General features: G+C 60.4%; 19 protein-coding genes and 1 pseudogene. 12 read left to right on the plus strand and 8 right to left on the minus strand.

The window, feature by feature from the left end:
- The first annotated feature begins 10 nt into the window (after positions 1-10).
- The 5 genes from EC915_RS04620 (at position 11) to EC915_RS04640 (ending at position 4,347) form a co-directional block, all read left to right on the plus strand.
- Positions 11-844 carry an alpha/beta fold hydrolase gene (locus tag EC915_RS04620; protein WP_133749318.1) on the plus strand — a complete coding sequence of 278 codons (834 nt, stop codon included), beginning with the start codon at positions 11-13 and terminating at the stop codon, positions 842-844.
- The gene (locus EC915_RS04625) at positions 841-2,322 is read left to right on the plus strand and encodes an aldehyde dehydrogenase (protein ID WP_133749319.1); all 1,482 of its coding nucleotides are present in this window, start codon (positions 841-843) and stop codon (positions 2,320-2,322) included. Before EC915_RS04620 ends, EC915_RS04625 begins: the two co-directional genes overlap by 4 nt.
- A gap of 12 nt (positions 2,323-2,334) precedes the next feature.
- Positions 2,335-2,835, plus strand: coding sequence for a flavin reductase family protein (locus EC915_RS04630; protein WP_133749320.1), 501 nt, complete (start codon positions 2,335-2,337; stop codon positions 2,833-2,835).
- 194 nt (positions 2,836-3,029) lie between these two features.
- Positions 3,030-3,782: a GntR family transcriptional regulator gene (locus tag EC915_RS04635; RefSeq protein ID WP_133749321.1), complete on the plus strand. Its 753-nt coding sequence runs from the start codon at positions 3,030-3,032 to the stop codon at positions 3,780-3,782.
- 1 nt (position 3,783) lies between these two features.
- Entirely contained in the window at positions 3,784-4,347 is a 564-nt protein-coding gene (locus tag EC915_RS04640; protein WP_133749322.1) for an NUDIX hydrolase, read from the plus strand.
- A gap of 141 nt (positions 4,348-4,488) precedes the next feature.
- On the opposite strand, the gene EC915_RS04645 is transcribed toward EC915_RS04640, so the two are convergent.
- Entirely contained in the window at positions 4,489-4,782 is a 294-nt protein-coding gene (locus EC915_RS04645) for a DUF1330 domain-containing protein (RefSeq protein WP_133749323.1), read from the minus strand.
- A 109-nt stretch (positions 4,783-4,891) separates the two neighbouring features.
- Here EC915_RS04645 and ribBA point away from each other — a divergent pair, with 109 nt between their 5' ends.
- Complete coding sequence (gene ribBA / locus EC915_RS04650) at positions 4,892-6,001, plus strand: bifunctional 3,4-dihydroxy-2-butanone-4-phosphate synthase/GTP cyclohydrolase II (RefSeq protein WP_133749324.1); 1,110 nt, start codon at positions 4,892-4,894, stop codon at positions 5,999-6,001.
- Between the two features lie 192 nt (positions 6,002-6,193).
- A pseudogene (locus EC915_RS25130) lies at positions 6,194-6,405 on the plus strand (polyamine ABC transporter ATP-binding protein); the annotation flags it as partial.
- Between the two features lie 230 nt (positions 6,406-6,635).
- Here the strand turns inward: EC915_RS25130 and EC915_RS04660 are convergent.
- Positions 6,636-8,054 (minus strand): cytosine permease, encoded by a 1,419-nt coding sequence (locus tag EC915_RS04660; RefSeq protein ID WP_133749325.1) that lies wholly within the window; start codon positions 8,052-8,054, stop codon positions 6,636-6,638.
- Positions 8,055-8,432: 378 nt separating this feature from the next.
- Between EC915_RS04660 and EC915_RS04665 the strand changes: the two genes are divergently transcribed.
- Together EC915_RS04665 and EC915_RS04670 are read left to right on the plus strand one after the other, a co-directional pair.
- Positions 8,433-8,918, plus strand: a complete 486-nt coding sequence (locus tag EC915_RS04665) for a flavin reductase family protein (protein ID WP_133749326.1) — start codon at positions 8,433-8,435, stop codon at positions 8,916-8,918.
- An 87-nt stretch (positions 8,919-9,005) separates the two neighbouring features.
- Complete coding sequence (locus EC915_RS04670) at positions 9,006-10,043, plus strand: LLM class flavin-dependent oxidoreductase (protein WP_133749327.1); 1,038 nt, start codon at positions 9,006-9,008, stop codon at positions 10,041-10,043.
- Positions 10,044-10,198: 155 nt separating this feature from the next.
- On the opposite strand, the gene EC915_RS04675 is transcribed toward EC915_RS04670, so the two are convergent.
- The 6 genes from EC915_RS04675 to EC915_RS25135 form a co-directional block, all read right to left on the minus strand.
- Positions 10,199-10,999, minus strand: a complete 801-nt coding sequence (locus tag EC915_RS04675) for an isocitrate lyase/phosphoenolpyruvate mutase family protein (RefSeq protein WP_133749328.1) — start codon at positions 10,997-10,999, stop codon at positions 10,199-10,201.
- A gap of 133 nt (positions 11,000-11,132) precedes the next feature.
- Positions 11,133-11,672, minus strand: a complete 540-nt coding sequence (locus tag EC915_RS04680; RefSeq protein ID WP_133749329.1) for a methylated-DNA--[protein]-cysteine S-methyltransferase — start codon at positions 11,670-11,672, stop codon at positions 11,133-11,135.
- An 84-nt stretch (positions 11,673-11,756) separates the two neighbouring features.
- Positions 11,757-12,677 (minus strand): DNA-3-methyladenine glycosylase, encoded by a 921-nt coding sequence (locus EC915_RS04685; protein WP_133749330.1) that lies wholly within the window; start codon positions 12,675-12,677, stop codon positions 11,757-11,759.
- Positions 12,678-12,841: 164 nt separating this feature from the next.
- Positions 12,842-13,522, minus strand: a complete 681-nt coding sequence (locus EC915_RS04690; RefSeq protein ID WP_133749331.1) for a hypothetical protein — start codon at positions 13,520-13,522, stop codon at positions 12,842-12,844.
- Between the two features lie 211 nt (positions 13,523-13,733).
- Entirely contained in the window at positions 13,734-14,870 is a 1,137-nt protein-coding gene (locus EC915_RS04695; protein WP_133749332.1) for an MFS transporter, read from the minus strand.
- A 125-nt stretch (positions 14,871-14,995) separates the two neighbouring features.
- Positions 14,996-15,127 (minus strand): hypothetical protein, encoded by a 132-nt coding sequence (locus EC915_RS25135; protein WP_256658649.1) that lies wholly within the window; start codon positions 15,125-15,127, stop codon positions 14,996-14,998.
- Between the two features lie 106 nt (positions 15,128-15,233).
- On the opposite strand from EC915_RS25135, the gene EC915_RS04700 reads away from it, so the two are divergent.
- The 3 genes from EC915_RS04700 to EC915_RS04710 all read left to right on the plus strand — a co-directional run bounded on the left by EC915_RS04700 (position 15,234) and on the right by EC915_RS04710 (position 18,336).
- Positions 15,234-16,220, plus strand: a complete 987-nt coding sequence (locus EC915_RS04700) for an aliphatic sulfonate ABC transporter substrate-binding protein (protein ID WP_133749333.1) — start codon at positions 15,234-15,236, stop codon at positions 16,218-16,220.
- A complete protein-coding gene (locus EC915_RS04705; RefSeq protein ID WP_133749334.1) occupies positions 16,217-17,050 on the plus strand; it encodes an ABC transporter permease in 834 nt (277 codons plus the stop codon). The genes EC915_RS04700 and EC915_RS04705 overlap by 4 nt, the downstream gene beginning before the upstream one ends.
- Before the next feature lie 260 nt (positions 17,051-17,310).
- Complete coding sequence (locus EC915_RS04710) at positions 17,311-18,336, plus strand: LacI family DNA-binding transcriptional regulator (RefSeq protein ID WP_177413351.1); 1,026 nt, start codon at positions 17,311-17,313, stop codon at positions 18,334-18,336.
- Positions 18,337-18,361 lie beyond the last annotated feature (25 nt).

The following is an 18,361-nucleotide window of genomic DNA, read 5'->3' on the forward strand; positions in this document are numbered from 1 at the left end:
GGAGCGATCCATGATTCGGCTCATCGCTGAACGCACCCCGGCCGGCACCAGTTATCTGGCGACCGGCCAGGGCCACCCCGTGGTGTTGATTCACGGGGTTGGCCTGAACAAGGAAATGTGGGGAGGACAGATCGTCGGCCTGTCCCCTCACTATCGAGTCATTGCTTACGACATGCTCGGCCACGGTGCCAGCCCGCGCCCGGCCCCGGAAACCGGGCTGCCGGGGTTCGCCGAACAACTGCGTGAGTTGCTGGAGCACCTGGGCCTGCCCAGTGCCACGGTCATCGGCTTTTCCATGGGCGGTCTGGTGGCGCGGGCCTTCGCCCTGCACTTCCCTGAGCAGGTGTCGGGCATGGTTATCCTCAACAGCGTGTTCAATCGCAGCGCCGAGCAGCGTGCAGGCGTCATTGCCCGCACCAGCCAGGCTGCCGAGCACGGGCCTGATGCCAATGCTGCCGAAGCGCTGACGCGCTGGTTCAGTCGTGAGTATCAGGCGGCCAATCCGGCACAGATCGCGGCGCTCAGGCAGGTGCTGGCCAACAATGACCCGCAGGGCTACCTGACCTCTTACAAGCTGTTCGCCACCCAGGACATGTACCGTGCCGACGAGCTGGGCGACATCCGCGCACCGACACTGATTGCCACCGGAGAACTGGACCCCGGCTCGACGCCGGACATGGCCCGGCAACTGGCGATGCGCATCCATGGCGCTCAGGTGGCGATACTGGCCGAGCAGCGGCATATGATGCCCGTGGAATCGCCACGCATGGTCAATCAGGTGCTGCTGGACTTTCTCAAGCAGGCAGACGCGCAAAACACTTCGGCAAAGGGGATCGTTGCATGAGCCTTACCCGTTTCCAGATGTGCATCGACGGCCAGTGGGTCGATGCAGTGTCCGGCAAGACCTTCGAAAGCCTCAACCCGGCGCTGGCCCAGCCTTGGGCCGAACTGCCCGATGCGGATGAAGCCGACGTCGAGCGCGCGGTACAAGCAGCCCAGGCAGCGTTCGAAAACCCGGCCTGGCGCACGCTCAGCGCGACCGCACGCGGCAAGCTGCTGCGTCGTCTGGGCGATCTGATCGCCGAGAACAAAGAGCATCTGGCGCAGCTGGAAAGCCGCGACAACGGCAAGCTGATCCGAGAAACCCGCGGTCAGGTCAGCTACCTGCCGGAGTTCTTCCATTACACCGCAGGCCTGGCCGACAAGCTGGAAGGCGGCACCTTGCCGCTGGACAAGCCCGATCTGTTTGCCTACACCGTGCACGAGCCCATGGGCGTGGTCGCAGGGATCATTCCCTGGAACAGCCCGCTGTACCTGACTGCGATCAAGCTGGCGCCGGCATTGGCGGCAGGCAACACCATTGTACTCAAGCCTTCGGAGCATGCCTCGGCGACCATTCTTGAGCTGGCACGTCTGGCCCTCGAAGCCGGCATTCCGCCGGGCGTGGTCAACGTCGTTACCGGTTACGGTCCCAGCACCGGCGCAGCCCTCACCCGCCATCCGCTGGTGCGCAAGATCGCCTTCACCGGCGGTGCAGCCACGGCCCGGCATGTGGTGCGTAGCAGCGCCGAGAACTTTGCCAAGCTGTCACTGGAGTTGGGCGGCAAATCACCGAACATCATCTTCGCCGACGCCGACCTGGACAGCGCCATCAACGGTGCGATCGCCGGTATTTATGCGGCGTCGGGTCAGAGCTGCGTGTCCGGCTCGCGCCTGCTGGTGCAAGACGAGATCTACGACGAGTTCGTCGAACGTCTGGTCGAGCGCGCGCAACGTATCCGCATCGGCAATCCACAGGATGAAAGCAGTGAAATGGGCCCGATGGCTACCGCGCAGCAACTGGCCGTGGTTGAAGGTTTGGTCGCCGATGCACTGGCCGAAGGCGCGCGTCTGCGCACCGGGGGCAAACGTCCTGAACTGGACGGCGATGGCTGGTACTACGAACCCACCCTGTTCGAGTGCGACCGCAATTCAATGAAGATCATGCAGGAAGAAGTCTTCGGCCCGGTGGCGTCGGTGATTCGCTTTAAGGACGAAGCCGAAGCGCTGGCCATTGCCAACGACTCGCAGTTTGGCTTGGCAGCCGGCATCTGGACGCGGGATCTGGGCCGCGCACATCGCCTGGCGCGGGACGTGCGCTGCGGGATCATCTGGGTCAACACCTACCGCGCCGTCTCGGCCATGGCGCCGATCGGCGGCTTCAAGAACAGTGGCTACGGGCGCGAGAGCGGCATCGATTCGGTACTGGCCTACACCGAACTGAAAACGGTGTGGATCAACCTTTCGCAAGCGCCGATGCCCGACCCCTTCGTGATGCGTTAAGAGGCCTTCGACATGATCGAACCCGGAATTTACAAAGAAGTGATGGCCTCGTTTCCCTCTGGGGTCACGGTGGTCACCACTCTGGATCCAGACGGTGGCATGGTCGGCATCACGGCCAGTGCGTTCAGCGCGCTGTCCATTGATCCGGCGCTGGTGCTGTTCTGTCCCAACTACGCTTCGGACACCTACCCGGTGCTGCGCGACAGCAAGCAGTTCGCGATTCACCTGCTGTCCTCGGCGCAGACCGCAGAGGCCTACGCCTTTGCCGGTAAAGGCAAGGACAAGACCAAAGGCATCGAGTGGCATCTGAGTGAATTGGGCAACCCGCTGCTGGGCCCTTCGTCGCAGCCGCAGGCCACGGCGATCATCGAGTGCGAACTGTGGCGCGAGTACGACGGGGGCGATCACGCGATCATCGTCGGCGCGGTGAAACACCTGATCCTGCCCCAGGTGCCGGTCACGCCGATGGTCTATTACCGGGGCAAGCTGGGACCCTTACCGGTTCTGGCGTGAAATCCGCTGATAAAGAGTTGAAATCAAGCCCATCCCGGTGATGGGCTTGCTGGTTGGCGGCACACAGCGTGATAAACTGCGCCACGTTTTGGCCTCAGGGCCACCCCAGTCAACTACATGGCTGCCTGAAATGACAGCGCGCTTGAGCATCGAGCCGCTTTTTTGCACGGACAGCCATCTTCAGAGCGGACTCCATGAAACGCCTGCCACTCGACGACAGCTTCAAGGTCAATCGCAACCCCGTCACCCTGCGGGAAATCGTGCTGGATAAACTGCGCAGCGCGATCATGAATTTTCAACTGCTGCCCGGCGACCGTCTGGTCGAACGCGATCTGTGCGAGCGCCTCGGCGTGAGCCGTACCTCGGTGCGCGAAGCGCTGCGCCATCTGGAATCCGAAGGTCTGGTGGAGTTCGCCGACGCCAAAGGCCCTCGCGTCGCGATCATCACCCTGGAAGACGCCTGCGACATCTATGAGCTGCGTTGCGTGCTCGAAGGCCTGATCGTGCAGTTGTTCACCCTGCGCGCCAAGGCCAAAGACATCCGCGCCCTGGAAAAAGCCCTCAACGAAAACAGCAAGGCGCTGGAACACGGCGAGCTGCAACAGGTGCTCGATTCGGTACAGGGCTTCTACGACGTGCTGCTGGAGGGCTCGGGTAACCACTTCGCCGCCACCCAGTTGCGGCAATTGCAGGCCCGCATCAGCTACCTGCGCGCCACTTCCGTTTCTCAGGAAAACCGTCGCGGCGCGAGCAATCGGGAAATGGAAAAAATCGTCGCGGCGATCAAGAGCGCAGACCCGCTGGCCGCGCATCAGGCGTCGGTCGATCACGTGCGCAGCGCAGCCAAGGTCGCGCTGGATTACCTCAAATCAAAACAGGACGATGGCACCAAGGTGCGCGACATCGTCGAACCCGTGGTTCTGAAGGAACCGCGCATAGGACGCTGAGATGCCTGATCCGCGCTTTTGTCCGCAATGTGGCAGCACTGACCTGGCTCAGCGCACTCCCGAGGGAGACACCCATCAGCGGCTGATGTGCGGAGCTTGCCAGCACGTCCACTATGTCAATCCGAAGATCATCGCCGGCTGCATCATCGAGCGTGAAGGCAAGTACCTGCTGTGCCAGCGCGCGATTCCCCCGCGCCCCGGCACCTGGACATTGCCGGCCGGATTCATGGAGACCGGTGAGACCACCGAGCAGGCAGCGTTGCGCGAGGTCTGGGAAGAAAGCGGTGTGCGCGCCGAAATCCTCTCGCCCTACTCGATTTTCAGCGTGCCGCAGATCAGCGAGGTGTATATCCTGTTCCGCGCCATCGCTCTGGAAGTGACCGGCGAGTTCGGCCCCGAGACCCTCGCCTGCCGGTTCTTCTCCCCTGAAGACATCCCGTGGGACAGCATCTACTACCCCGCCATCCGCCAAATCCTTGAGCGTTACATCACCGAGCGTCAGGCCGGGGTGTACGGGATCTATGTCGGCAATGACGATACCGGGAAAATCCATTTCATTCGTTGATCGTTAAAAGCGCCACGGTCAGGTCTGGGGGAGCGAATCCATTCGTGATTGGCCATCTCAGCCGGTAGAGCTCTGGGGCCTGTGAACGCGCATCGCGAATGAATACGGTTGCTCAGGGTGTGAGCCCTTTCTGGATAAGCCCTACCCCTCGAAACCCTCGACAATCACGATCTCCGCCTGAGCCACGCCGTGCCTGTGGCTCATCGCTTCCTGATACTCGGCAGAGTGGTAACAGGCCAGCGCCTGTTCGTAGGATTCAAACTCGATGATCACGGTACGCTGCGGCGTCTTGCGCCCTTCCAGCGCCTCGGCACGACCGCCGCGGGCCAGGAATTTGCCGCCGTAGCGGGCAAACGCCGCCGGACCGCGCTGAGTGTATTCGGCGTATTGCACCGGGTGGGTGACGTCTACGTGGGCAATCCAGTAAGCCTTCATCGCACGCTCGCTCTTTATCAATGAATAGGGTTTCAACTCAGTCAAATCTGTGAAATATTCTGTCTTATGGTATACCAGTATTTTTGACAATAAAACAGAGACTCAGCGTATGGCGTTCGACCGCATCGAAGACATCATCCAAGACTACCGCCAAGGCAAGATGGTCCTGCTGGTCGATGACGAAGACCGGGAAAATGAAGGCGACCTCCTGCTTGCGGCCGAGTGCTGCACCCCTCAGGCCATCAGCTTCATGGCCAATGAAGCGCGCGGATTGATTTGCCTGACGCTGACTGACGATCACTGTCAGCGCCTGGGCCTGGAGCAGATGGTGCCCAGCAATGCCAGCGTGTTCTCGACCGCCTTTACCGTGTCCATCGAAGCGGCAACCGGGGTTACCACCGGTATTTCCGCCGCTGATCGTGCCCGCACCGTGCAAGCGGCGGTTGCCGCTGACGCCAGGCCTGAAGACCTGGTACAACCCGGTCATATCTTCCCGCTGCGCGCTCGCGAAGGCGGCGTACTGAACCGCGCCGGGCACACCGAAGCCGGTTGCGACCTGGCACGCCTGGCCGGTTTTACCCCGGCATCGGTCATCGTCGAAGTGATGAACGACGACGGCACGATGGCTCGTCGTCCCGAGCTGGAGCGCTTCGCAGCCCGACACGGCATCCGCATCGGCACCATCGCTGACCTCATCCATTACCGTTTGAGCACCGAACACACCATCGTGCGCATTGGCGAACGCGAGCTGCCGACGGTGCATGGCACTTTCCGCCTGATCAGTTACGAAGATCGCATCGAAGGCGGCGTGCACATGGCAATGGTCATGGGCGAGGTGCGGCGTGACGACCCGACGCTGGTGCGGGTGCATGTGGTCGACCCGCTGCGTGATCTGGTCGGCGCCCAATACAACGGCCCGACCAACTGGACATTGTGGGCCGCCCTGCAAAAGGTCGCCGAAGAAGGTCGCGGCGTCGTTGTGGTGCTGGCCAATCACGAGTCCTCCCAAGCGCTGCTCGAACGCATCCCGCAGCTGACCCAGGTGCCCCGGCAATACACCCGCTCGCAGTCACGCATTTATTCGGAAGTCGGCACCGGAGCGCAAATCCTGCAAGACATTGGCGTGGGCAAGCTGCGCCATCTCGGGCCCCCGCTCAAGTATGCGGGACTCACTGGGTATGATCTGGAAGTGATTGAAAGCATTCCGTTTCCTGGCTGACATAACCCGCCATTCGCACACCGTTTCGCCGGTCATCAGCGTTCAGCCCCATAAACACTGGGGGTCTTACCTGCACACACAACCAAAATACCAGGCGCCAGGGACGGCAAAGTACATGCGGAAATCTTGAAATACCCTAATATGACATTCCGTATGCCGATGAATTTTCAGTCAGGTGCGCCTGCATGGGACAGCACAACAGTTGGAGAAGTACTTTTCCTCGCTCAGAGCCAGACCTGCGCAGTGCTCACGCAAAGCACAGTGAGCATGACCGTCAAGGCGCCGCCGCTGACAGGCCTCTGAAGACCGGCGCCCAGGTGCGCGTACGCTGGGCCACTGCCGATGCGTGCGTGTATACGCAATGGGCCGAAAGCGACCTGAACAAGGTCACCGGTGCACGCTGATCCTGTACGCAACTGTATGTAGACAATAGCCCCTCACAAACAAACAGACGCCGCTTGTCTCGACTTGAGAAAGCGGCGTTGTGCTTCTTCATCCGCACATGCCCTGAATGCCGCTGACGCTTGAGCACCAGGGGTGAAGGATGAACTTGAAGAAGAGCCATAAAGCAGTGGGAGTGAGCATGCCCACTCCCACCGCAGATGTTTCAAGTGACACCGCTTCAAACCTTGCCTCAGTCAGCAAACCCCAATGGCTTCGCTTTGTCCTGCTCCACGCGCCCGCGAGTCGCCAGGCAGTAGTACAGCGGGCAAGTCACCAGCAGTCCTGCCAGCCATGACAGGTCGACGCCCTCCAGGTAGTTGGCGTATGGCCCGACATACAGCGCAGTGTTGGCAAACGGCAGCTGCACGATGATGCCAACGAAGTACGCGATGATCGCGTGGGGGTTGAAGCGTCCGTAGATCCCGCCGTCAGCGCTGAAGATCGAGGCGATGTCATAGTTGCCGCGCTTGATCAGGTAGAAGTCGATCAGGTTGATCGAAGCCCACGGTACCAGCACGATCAGCAAGGTCAGGATCAGGTTGATGAACTGCGAGATGAAGTCGCCGGAGGCGCCGACCGCCGTGATGCAGCAACCCGTCAGAATCACACTGGCCAGCGCCACACGCACCTTGATGCTCGGTGTCCAGTTGCCGGCGAAGGTCTGGATCGAGGTCACGATCGAGAGCACCGCGCCGTACAGGTTCAGCGCGTTGTGGCTGATGATGTTGAGCAGAAACAGCAGCATCAGAATCGGCCCGAGAAAACCCGTAGCCTGTTTCACCGCGTCCATCGCCTGGGTGCCTTCAGGTGTCGCGAGCACCGCCACCGCACCGAAGCTGAACGACAGGATCGTGCCCAGTGTCGCGCCGAAATACGTCGCCCAGAAAGGCTTGGCGATGCCGATGTCGCAAGGCAGGTAGCGCGAATAGTCCGACACGTACGGCGAAAAGCTGATCTGCCAGATGATCCCCAGACAAATCGTCGCCAGCCAGCCGGAAAGGTTGAAGCTGCCGCGACTGAAAAAGTCCTGCGGTAGGTTCTGGCTGAACATCATGATGAACCCGGCCAGCAATGCTGCACCCATGACCCAGGTGCCGACGCGGTTGAGGGTATGGATGAAGCGATAGCCGATCACCCCGATGGCGGTTGCGCTCAGTGCGCCAATGACCACGCCGACCGGCAGCGGCACCCCAGGCAGCATCCCGTGAATCGACTGCCCGGCCAGGACGATGTTGGAGATGAAAAAACCCACGTAAATCAGGGCGGCAAAGAACACGATCAGTAATGCGCCGTAGCGACCGAACTGGCCCCGGCTCTGCACCATCTGCGGGATGCCCATGCGCGGGCCCTGTGCCGAGGCCAGTGCGATCACCACGCCACCGATCATGTGACCGATCGCGATTGCGATCAGCCCCCAAAGCAGATTCAAGTGGAACACCTGAACCACCATCGCCCCGGTGACGATGGGCAGTGGCGCGATATTGGTACTGAACCACAACGTGAACAGGTCGCGCGCCTTGCCATGGCGTTCAGCCAGGGGCACGTAGTCGACGGTGTGATTCTCAATCAAGGGTGCAGCGTTGCCGCCGTTTGAATCGGAAGTAGTCATCGTTTCGCCTATTTCTTGTCTTTGTGCGTAGCTAAAACCATGAAGCGAAGCCGGTGAACCGAAGATCCCGATGCCGCTTTCGACGTCGTAAACACTTCCATGCTGTCACGAGCGCGACCACCATATTATGGTATGCCAACATTTTACAACGGGTAGGACGGGTATTTGCAGCGATTGAAAGAGGCAGAAGCGATCTGAAAAACCGGTTCAGCACTGTCTGGAACGCCGTTCTGCAGTGCGTTGAGACTCTTTTAAAAACACCCTCCGGCCTTGCGGCAAGGACAAAAAATGCTTGCAAGGCAGGTATTACGGTATACCATCAGACACACAAAACAGATCACTCTTCTCGACAAGGCCACCGTCCGCAGAGGTCGCAATATGATTGACGCAAACATTTATAAGAACGTCATGGGCTCCTTCCCTTCCGGCGTGACAGTGATCACCACGCTTAACGACGACGGCGAAGTGGTCGGCCTGACCGCCAGTGCTTTCAGCTCGCTGTCGATGGACCCACCGCTGGTGCTGTTTTGCCCCAATTACAGCTCCGACTCGTACCCGACCCTGATCAAGAACAAGCGCTTTGCCATTCATCTGCTGTCCGGCACCCAGCAAAGCGAAGCCTATGCCTTCGCCCGCAAAGGCAAGGACAAGGCCGCCGGTCTTGAGTGGACGCTAAGTGAACGAGGCAACCCGCTGCTGGCGAACGCCACGGCGATCATCGAATGCGAGTTGTGGCGAGAATACGAAGGCGGCGATCACGCGATCATGGTCGGGGCGGTGAAGAACCTTATCCTGTCCGAGCAGCCCGCCAGCCCGATGGTGTACTGCCGGGGCAAAATGGGCGCCCTGCCCGCTCTGGCTTGAAGCACACCGACACCAGGCATTACGGTATACCGAAAAACGCCGGACCGTTTCACAGCGCATGGCCAGAATAAATCCGAGGTAAGCGTCATGAAATTTTCGTTGTTCGTACACATGGAACGCTGGGACGACTCAGTGAGCCACCGCCAGCTGTTCGAAGACCTGACCGAATTGACCCTGATGGCCGAACAAGGCGGCTTCAGCACGGTCTGGATCGGCGAACACCACGCCATGGAATACACCATTTCCCCGAGCCCGATGCCGCTGCTCGCTTACCTGGCGGCAAAGACCACCACCATTCACCTGGGCGCTGGCACCATCATCGCGCCGTTCTGGCACCCGCTGCGGGTGGCTGGCGAATGCGCACTGCTGGACGTGATCAGCAATGGCCGCATGGAAGTCGGGCTGGCCCGTGGCGCCTACCAGGTCGAGTTCGATCGCATGGCCGGCGGCATGCCCGCTTCAGCCGGTGGTCAGGCCCTGCGTGAGATGGTCCCGGTGGTCAAGGCGCTGTGGCAGGGTGACTACGCTCACGACGGTGAAATCTGGAAATTCCCTACCTCCACCAGCGTGCCCAAACCGGTAAAGACTCCACCGATGTGGATCGCCGCCCGCGACCCGGATTCGCACAACTTTGCGGTCAAGAACGGCTGCAACGTGATGGTCACACCGCTGATGAAAGGCGACGAAGAAGTCGTCGATCTGAAGAACAAGTTCGAAGCTGCGCTGGCGAATAATCCTGACGTGCCGCGCCCGCAACTGATGGTCCTGCGGCACACCCACGTGCATGCGGACAATGACCCTGAAGGCTGGAAAGTCGGCGCCAGAGCGATCTCGAAGTTCTACCGCACGTTCGACGCCTGGTTCGGCAACAAGACCACGCCGGTCAACGGCTTTCTCGCGCCGAGCCCGGAAGAGAAATTCGCCGAGCGTCCCGAGTTCGCCCTGGAAAGCCTGCACAAGACCGCCATGATCGGCACGCCGGAAGAGATTATTCCGCGCATCAAGTATTACCAGGAACTGGGCGTCGACGAATTCAGCTTCTGGTGCGACAACAGCTTGCCCCATGCCGAGAAGAAAAAATCCCTGGCGTTGTTCATCAAGCACGTGGTGCCAGCGTTTCGCTGATTGATTCAGAGTGCAAAGCCCGGCCAAAGACCGGGCAATGTGCGCAGGTGTGCAGCGCGCGCATCAGCGGGGTTCCGGGGCACTGCGGTGAGCACAGACTTGCGCGAGAAAGCCTGCAGGCCTGAGCGATCCCACGCCTGCAGCAATCAATTGAGTTAACCGAACAACGCTTGAATCTGCGGGTAACCCAGGGAACTCTGGGTCACTGTCTCCGAGCGCCCATTTTCAAGGAAATCACGACCCAGCTGTTCGGCAAGGCTCAATACGCTCTGCGCGACGCTGGCCCCGGCACTCAGGCGGCGCACGCCCAGTTTCGCCAGTTCATCCGCCGCCGGCAGCCCGGCCCGGGCCAGCACGTTGATCGGCAGGTCGATGCCCTGAACGATGGTCTTGATTTCTTCAACCTCGACCAGCGCAGCGACGAAAAGACCATCGGCACCGGCCTGCTGATACAGTTGACCACGCTTCAAGGTTTCCTCCACCCGCAGCTCTTCGGTCACCAGACTCGCCAGGTATACGTCAGTGCGCGCGTTGATGAACACCTCCAGCCCGCTGTTGGCCGCCATGTTCTTGATCGCCTCGATCTTGCGCGCCAGCCGTTGCGGATCGTCGGAACCGTCTTCCAGATTGACGCCCACCGCGCCGACGTCCAGTACTCGCTTGACGTTTTCCGCGACCGTCTGCGGATCGTCCGAATAACCATTTTCGAGGTCCACGGTCAGCGGTACTTTGATCAGCCGGGCGATGTGGGCGGCGACGCCGACAGACATTTCAATCGCAAACACCCGCCCATCGGCATAGCCCTGGGACCACGCCACCCCGGCGCTGGTGGTGGCAATGGCTGTCGCGCCGAGACTTTCGAACAGGCGCGCGCTCCCGGCATCCCAGGCATTGGGCAGGCGCAGAACGGAGGATTGATGGTGCAGGTCACGAAAGGTCTTGGCAGAAGCAGGCATTTTCATCTCCATTGAGTGGCGTGCACGCACATGATCCGTGACAGCAGGCTCATATGCCTGGCCGACACATGCAGAGGTTCAGCCCCTTTTCGCGAAGACCTGAACAGCCACGGCTTGCAATGCGTGGCTGAGTCTAGAACAGCGAGGTCTGGATCGGCAGAGGATTTTGCGTGCGTCTTTTCACAAGCGTCGGCACGCCGCCTTCCAGCGTCAACAGCATTTGCTTGGTTGTCAGCCCACCGGCAAAACCGGTCAGCGCCCCGGAACTGCCAATCACCCGATGACAAGGAGCGACGATGGAAATCGGGTTCCGGCCATTGGCCGCTCCCACTGCGCGCACGGCTGCGGGGTTACCGATCTGAATGGCAATCTGCAGATAACTACGGGTCTCCCCAAAGGGGATCGTCAGCAACGCCTGCCAGACCTGTTTCTGAAACTCGGTGCCGTGAAATTCCAGCGCCAGATCAAAATAGCTGCGGGCTCCGGCGAAGTATTCGGCCAATTGCTGTTCGGCGCGGTTGAGGATTGCGCTGCCCCGGTCTTCACTCATGGCGCCAAGCAACACTCGGTTGGGCCGATCGTTTTCCCAGAGGATGGCCGCCAGTGCCGACCCTTTGGCGATCAGTTTCAGCTGGCCCACCGGAGAGTCGATGAAGCGGTAAGTGAAGGTCATGGCAAGGCTCCTTGTCTTCGCGATGAGCCCATACTAACGGTCCCGAGATTTAGATCCACCCGGTTCTTGCGTTCGAATTCGCGTCTATCCGCCCTTGGCCTTGCCTGCCACATCCGCCGCCGAACTCCAGATGTGCAGGGCGGCATAGGCGCGCCACGGTTTCCACGCTTCGGCACGCGCCTTGTGTAACGTCAGGCGGGTCAGACTCGGGTCCTGCAACGTCATCAGATTCATCAGCACCAGATCCGAAGCCGGCCAGGCATCCGGGTCGCGCCAGGCACGCATGGCGATGTACTCGACAGTCCAGGGACCGATGCCGGGCATGGCCAATAACTGACGACGCAACTCAGCCACATCGCCTTGACTGACCTTTATTGGAATTTCGCCACTGGCCACCGCTGCCGCCACGCGTTGCAGGGTTTGCACCCGCTTGCCGGGCATGCCGATCTTGTCCAGATCGACCCGCGCCAGCGCATCGGGGGTGGGAAAGCGCCAACCCAATTGATCGAACGGACTGTCGGGAACCTGAACCCCTGCCCTTTGCACCAGCCGACCGACGATGGTGGTGGCGCCCTTCACACTCACCTGCTGGCCGACGATGGTGCGTACCATCAGCTCGAACCCGGAAAACGCCCCCGGCACACGCAGTCCGGGCCGTCGCCGCACTAACGAAGCCAGCCACGGATCGGTGGACAGGCAAGCGTCGATCTCATTCGGCATGGCGTGCAGATCGAACATATGCGAAATCGGCTCGACCAGGTCATCGATATGGCGGCTGACCTCGCCATGCACAGTCGCCACCAAATGATCACCCTGTGGCGCCATCGCCACCGACAGCGTTCCAAGACTGCCTTTGAACTCGATATTGCGCAGGTACGCGCCATCAATCACCGCCTCCACGCCCGCTGTCATGCGCGCAGCGAAGAAGTCGAGCATGCGCTGCCAGTCGAAGGGAGGGTTGAACGGTAAGAGGCGGGTGGCCTGGGGGTAAAGGGTTTCTGGCATATGTAAGATTCGGCAGCGATCAGAGTGGCTGAACGCTAACGCAGTCACCGGCGCAATACAAAAGTCATTCTGTGCGCGCCTTCCGGGCGCGCCGCAGGACCTGGGGGAGTTTTGAGGATTTTCCGGACCTTTTTACGAAACTGAGTCCGTAGAGGCTTGATGCCTTATGTCGGACACCCTACTGCCCCGTCGTTCAGGTTCTGTTTGTGATTTTCGTACTGCAACGTGGCTTTGCCGTCATTCCATTTCAGGGTCAGGACCAGCACTGAGTCGAAGTCGTCTCCCATCCAGTCCTTGACCAGTGTGAGGTCCTCGCCCGACGCTTCCTGAGCAACCTTGTTGATCAGTTCCGGCAGATAGCCGTGGGACCAGGCGGTGTAGATCGTGGCGTCGTGGTATTTGTCGCGCGTCAGCTCGTCGGCCAGATCACTGGTGTCATTGGCGGCGAAATCGATGTTGATCGGCAGGCCGAGTTTGATTGCGCTGGGGCCGACGGTCATCAGAGGCCGCAGATAGCTGTACGACTGATCGCCATCCCCTTCCTCCACATGGCGGCTCGGATTGGCAGCAAAGATGAAGTCGGCCTTGCCAAAGGTCTGCGGCAATACGGTGGACAGGTCGATGGCGCGATTCAAGCCCTGGCAATTCAATTGGCCAAGGCCCAGGTCGGGCTTCTCGGCGTGTCGCAGAAAAACCAGGGTCTGCGTGCCGTTCTTGGGATCGGCATGAACCGACCTGCCCGCACTGAACCAGAACACCGCTGAACAGATCAGCAGAATCGGCAAGAGGAAATAGGCAATACGCTGCAGGGCGGAAGAAGAAGCCGGGGGTTTGAAAAAGGTCATGATGGCCTGGGTTCTGATGATGCGTGAGGGGCGTAGTGCCCTTTGCAACGTCCTTGTGAACTGGCATTTCGCTAGCAGATGCAGCCTATCGAAGCTTTATGTCCGTATGAGGAATGCCCATCAGATATGAAATAACTTCAGAGGTTGCATGCAAACCGCTGATTTGCCGAATTAATCGCCCGACGGTATGTAAGCAAATGTACCAAAGCCACTAGGCAGTGACCTCGGGTGCCTTGTACCGGCTGCACGCCAGGGCGCTGACGACCACTGCGATACCCGCCAGGCTGTAGATCCAGGACGGCGATGCAAGGGGCAGCAACACCCCGGCCAGCAAGGGGCCTACGCCGGCGCCGACATCACGCCAGACGGCATTCCCCGCCAGCGCCTGAACCCTGCCCACCCCCGGATTGCGCTCGGCGACAAGGGTTGTGACCAGCGGCAATTGCAGTGCACGCAAAATCAGCACTGCGCCTGCGCCGACAATCAGCCAGTGAAAACCAAATGCGGTGAGGGCCAGCGTGGTCAGCGCCGAAAACAGCACAAGCATGCGCACCGCGCCATAGCTGGCGGCAGCCCGACCACCCAACGGGCTGAGGAGCATTTCCGAGACGTAACGCAGGGCCAGCAACACGCCGGCGATGAACACCGCGTTGCCGCCGAGCACTGACTGCGCCTGCAACGACAGACCAAAAATGAACAGCCCGTCCAGCGCAACGCCTTCTATGAAGGACCACAGTGCGACACTGTCCGGAGCCTTGAAGCGGCGTCCATTAGCACTCGGCATGGCATGGGGAATAGCGGGCAACCCTTTGGCGATCAGCAATCCGGCCAGAGAGAAGAATGCCAGGATCAGGAAGATCACCCGTGGTCCGAAGTACAGGCTGATCAACGCCCCTATCGGCAAAGCCAGCATGGGGCCGACCGCGATGATTGCCCGGGAGGTGCCCGATCTGCGCGCTGCGCCCGCAGGATCCGACGTCGCCAGCGCTTGAGTCGACAGGTTCAGCGCGGCATAACTCAGCCCCCAGCCCAGCCGCAGGATCAGCAACCACCAAAACCCCGAGATGAAGGAATTGCCCAGCGCGCAGATCATCGAGACAGTCGCCGCCAGCATCACTGCTGCCCGGTCGCCACGACTCGCGTAAAACCGCACCACATAGCTGTAGCCGAAGATGCGCACCAGGCGGTTGGCGGCGAGCAGTATGCCGGCTTCGGCCAGACTGATACCAAATGCATCGGCATTCATCGGCAGCAACAGGTACAGCAGGACATCGCTTGGCAGGCAAAAACTCAGCACGGTTGCTGAACGGCGGGAAGCTGAATCGGCATCTCGGGCAGTGGCGGACATGCGCAGACCATTCCTGTAACACAAATGAAAGACGCAGGATGCAGACGGCTGGCGCAGCTGACAACTGTTTTGATCCCGCCTCGCAGGTCTCGATAACTAGGCAGGGCGGCACTTCGCAGGCGTTATCAGCCAGTAATCCGCACAGCCAACGCGCCCTGTTTATCCAGCAACAGCGATTCAACAGAACGTTTTTCAAGCAACTTCTGCAACAGCGTCGTTCTCCTGAAAACACCCAATCGAAAGCGGAAACCGCTCATGGCACAGAGCCTGCATTATTCCATTTACGCAGGCTGACTCGCGCTGACTGCTGGTTTCGAAATAAGCAGTTCCGTGCAGCTTTCACTCCCTTGACTGGACTTGATCATGACCGCCTTCCCTCGCCTGCCTGCCTCATTGAAACGCCTTGCCGGGGTGCTAGCCCTGACGTTGCACCCCCTCACCCAAGCTGCTGAAGCGCCACCTGCTGAAGTCCATCTGGACTACGCCTATTACTCCCCCGTCAGCCTGGTGCTCAAACATTTCGGCTGGTTGGAAGCAGCGCTGCCAGACACAAAAGTCAGCTGGGTCTTCAGTCAGGGCAGTAACCGTTCGCTGGAATACCTGAACAGCGCAGGCGTCGATTTCGCGTCTTCGGCGAGCCTGTCTGCGGTACTGGCCCGCGCCAACGGCAGCCCGATCAAATCGGTCTACGTTTACAGCCGCGCAGAATGGACCGCGCTGGTGGTGCGCAAGGATTCACCGCTGAACAGCGTGGCCGATCTCAAAGGCAAGAAGATTGCCGCCACCAAGGGCACCGACCCTTACCTGTTTACCCTGCGCGCGCTGCAGCAGGCCAAACTGACCAAGGACGACGTCGAGCTGCTGCACCTGCAACACCCGGACGGCCGAATCGCTCTGGAGAAAGGCGATGTCGACGCCTGGGCCGGTCTCGACCCGCACATGGCCGCCAGCGAAATCCAGGCCGGTTCGCGCTTGCTGTATCGCAACAAGGACTTCAACAGCTACGGCGTGGTCAGCGTGACCGAGCGCTATGCCAAGGAACACCCGGATGCGATCAAGACGGTGATCGGCGCCTATGAAAAAGCCCGTGAGTGGTCGCTGAAAAACCCCGACGAGTTCGCCCGATTGCTGGCCACCGAATCCGGCCTGCCGCTGGACGTCGCCAAATTGCAGCTGACCCGTACCGACCTCAGCACCCCGCAACTGACGGACAAGGACGTGACGGCGTCCAAAGCCGCGGCGCCGATTCTGGTTTCCGAGGAACTGGTGCGCAAAGGCACGAATGTCGATCAGGTCATTGACCAGTTGATCGATCCCGCTTTCGGTAATGCAGTCATCGGCAAGCCATGAGCGATTACAGAGTTCAGGTACTGAGTTGCGAAGAGATCACAGCACCTGCGCAATCCGCGACACCGCGCCGCTGGCGCGTACGCCTTAAGGGCTTGATCGTGCCTGTGGCGATCCTGCTGGTGCTGGAAATTGCGGTACGCATTGGCTGGGTGCAGTCCTACCAGATGCCTGCGCCCAGCGAGATCTTTTCAACGCTGACCGATCTGGCCAATGGTGCGCTGTGGAAGCACATCGGGGCCAGCCTTGTGAGGGTGCTGAGCGGGTTTGCGATCGGTGCGGGTCTGGCGTTGCTGTTCGCCGCCTGGGTGGGCCTAAGCCGCGAGGCCGAAGCCTACCTGGAACCGACTTTCGCTGGCCTGCGTTCGATTCCAAGCTTGGCCTGGGTGCCATTGCTGTTGCTATGGCTAGGGATCGGCGAGACGTCGAAAATTGTCCTGATCGCCATCGGTGCGTTTTTTCCCGTCTACCTCAATGGCGTCGCGGCCATTCGTGGGATTGATCGCAAGCTAGTCGAAGTCGGCAAGATGTACCGCTTCAGCCAGTGGCAGATGATTGTGCATCTGTTTCTGCCCGCCGCCCTGCCCGGCCTGTTCACCGGATTGCGCTCGGGATTGAGCCTGGCCTGGATGTTTCTGGTGGCGGCCGAGCTGATCGCCGCCACCAAGGGCCTTGGTTACCTGCTCAGCGATGGGCGGGAGACATCGCGCCCGGACATCGTGCTGGCGGCCATCATCGTCCTCGCGTTGTCGGGCAAACTCAGCGATGGCGTACTGGCGATGCTGGAGAAGCGATTTCTGGCATGGCGCGATACGTTCAAAGGTCAAGGCTGATCCGAAGCCTGCCACAAATGCCACCAGTTGCTTCTGGCCAGTGGCCGTAGGAACTCTGCCGGGGGGGTGCCTACGACAACGGCCCGGAATCAATAGCAGACGGCGTCGACCATCCACTGATGGCGTCAGCCCTGAGGTCACCTTTCATCCAATCCCACGTTGACGACGCCCACGCTTTGATGTTTCCCTGAAACCGGTTTCAGAGCAGCAACCTGCGCTATAGCGTCAAGCCTGCTGATAATTCCAATAAGGTTCAGGCCGTGAACAGTATCTCCACCCCGACGCGGACCCGCGTCACCATGAACGACGTCGCCGATCTGGCCGGCGTATCAAAAGCCAGCGTCTCCCGGTTCATCGGTGAAGACCGTCAACTGCTCTCCGAGTCCATCGCCCGCCGCATCGAGCAGGCCATCGACACCTTGGGTTATCGTCCCAACCAGATGGCCCGTGGCCTGAAGCGCGGTCGTACCCGGCTGATCGGCATGCTGGTGGCCGACATCCGCAATCCCTACTCCATTGCCGTGATGCACGGCGTCGAAACCGCTTGTCGCAAACACGGCTACAGCCTGGTGGTGTGTAACACCGATCGGGACCACGAGCAGGAGCGTTTGCATCTGCAGGCGCTGCGTTCCTACAACATCGAGGGCCTGATCGTGAACACCCTCGGTCATCACCTTGGCGAGTTGCGCGAACTGCACAGCGAGCTGCCGATGGTACTGGTGGATCGCAAGGTCGATGAGCTGGAAAGCGATCTGGTCGGGTTGGACAACGTCGCTACGGTGGCTCAAGCGCTGGATCACCTGCAGCAGGCGGGCTACCGCGACATCCTGATGGTCACGGAACCACAGGACGGCACCAGTTCGAGAGTCGAGCGCGTCGACGCCTTCTCCGCCAACCTTGCTAACCGTCCCGACATGCGCGGTCAAGTCTGCGAAACCGGTGAAACGCTCCACAGTGCGCTGCGCACGTTCCTCGATCAGCATGGGCACGGCCCCAAGGCGCTGTTTACTGGCAACGGTATCGCGACCCTGAGCACCACACGCCTGCTGCACGAGCTGGGCTGCCACCTGTTCGATGACATTGGGCTGATCGCCCTTGACGAGCTGGATTGGTATCCCTTGGTCGGCAGCGGCATCACTTCCCTTGCCCAACCCACCCACGACATCGGTGTCACTGCCTTCGAATGCCTGCTCAGTCGGCTGCGCGGCGACCCGGAACCTGTGCGGGTATACGACTTTCCTGCTCAGCTGATCGTGCGCGGCTCTACGCGACGACGACGATCCTGAGCTGAAGCGTCCGGGCTAATCTTCG

Source organism: Pseudomonas sp. LP_7_YM (assembly GCF_004364435.1).
In the GTDB taxonomy this organism is placed as follows: domain Bacteria; phylum Pseudomonadota; class Gammaproteobacteria; order Pseudomonadales; family Pseudomonadaceae; genus Aquipseudomonas.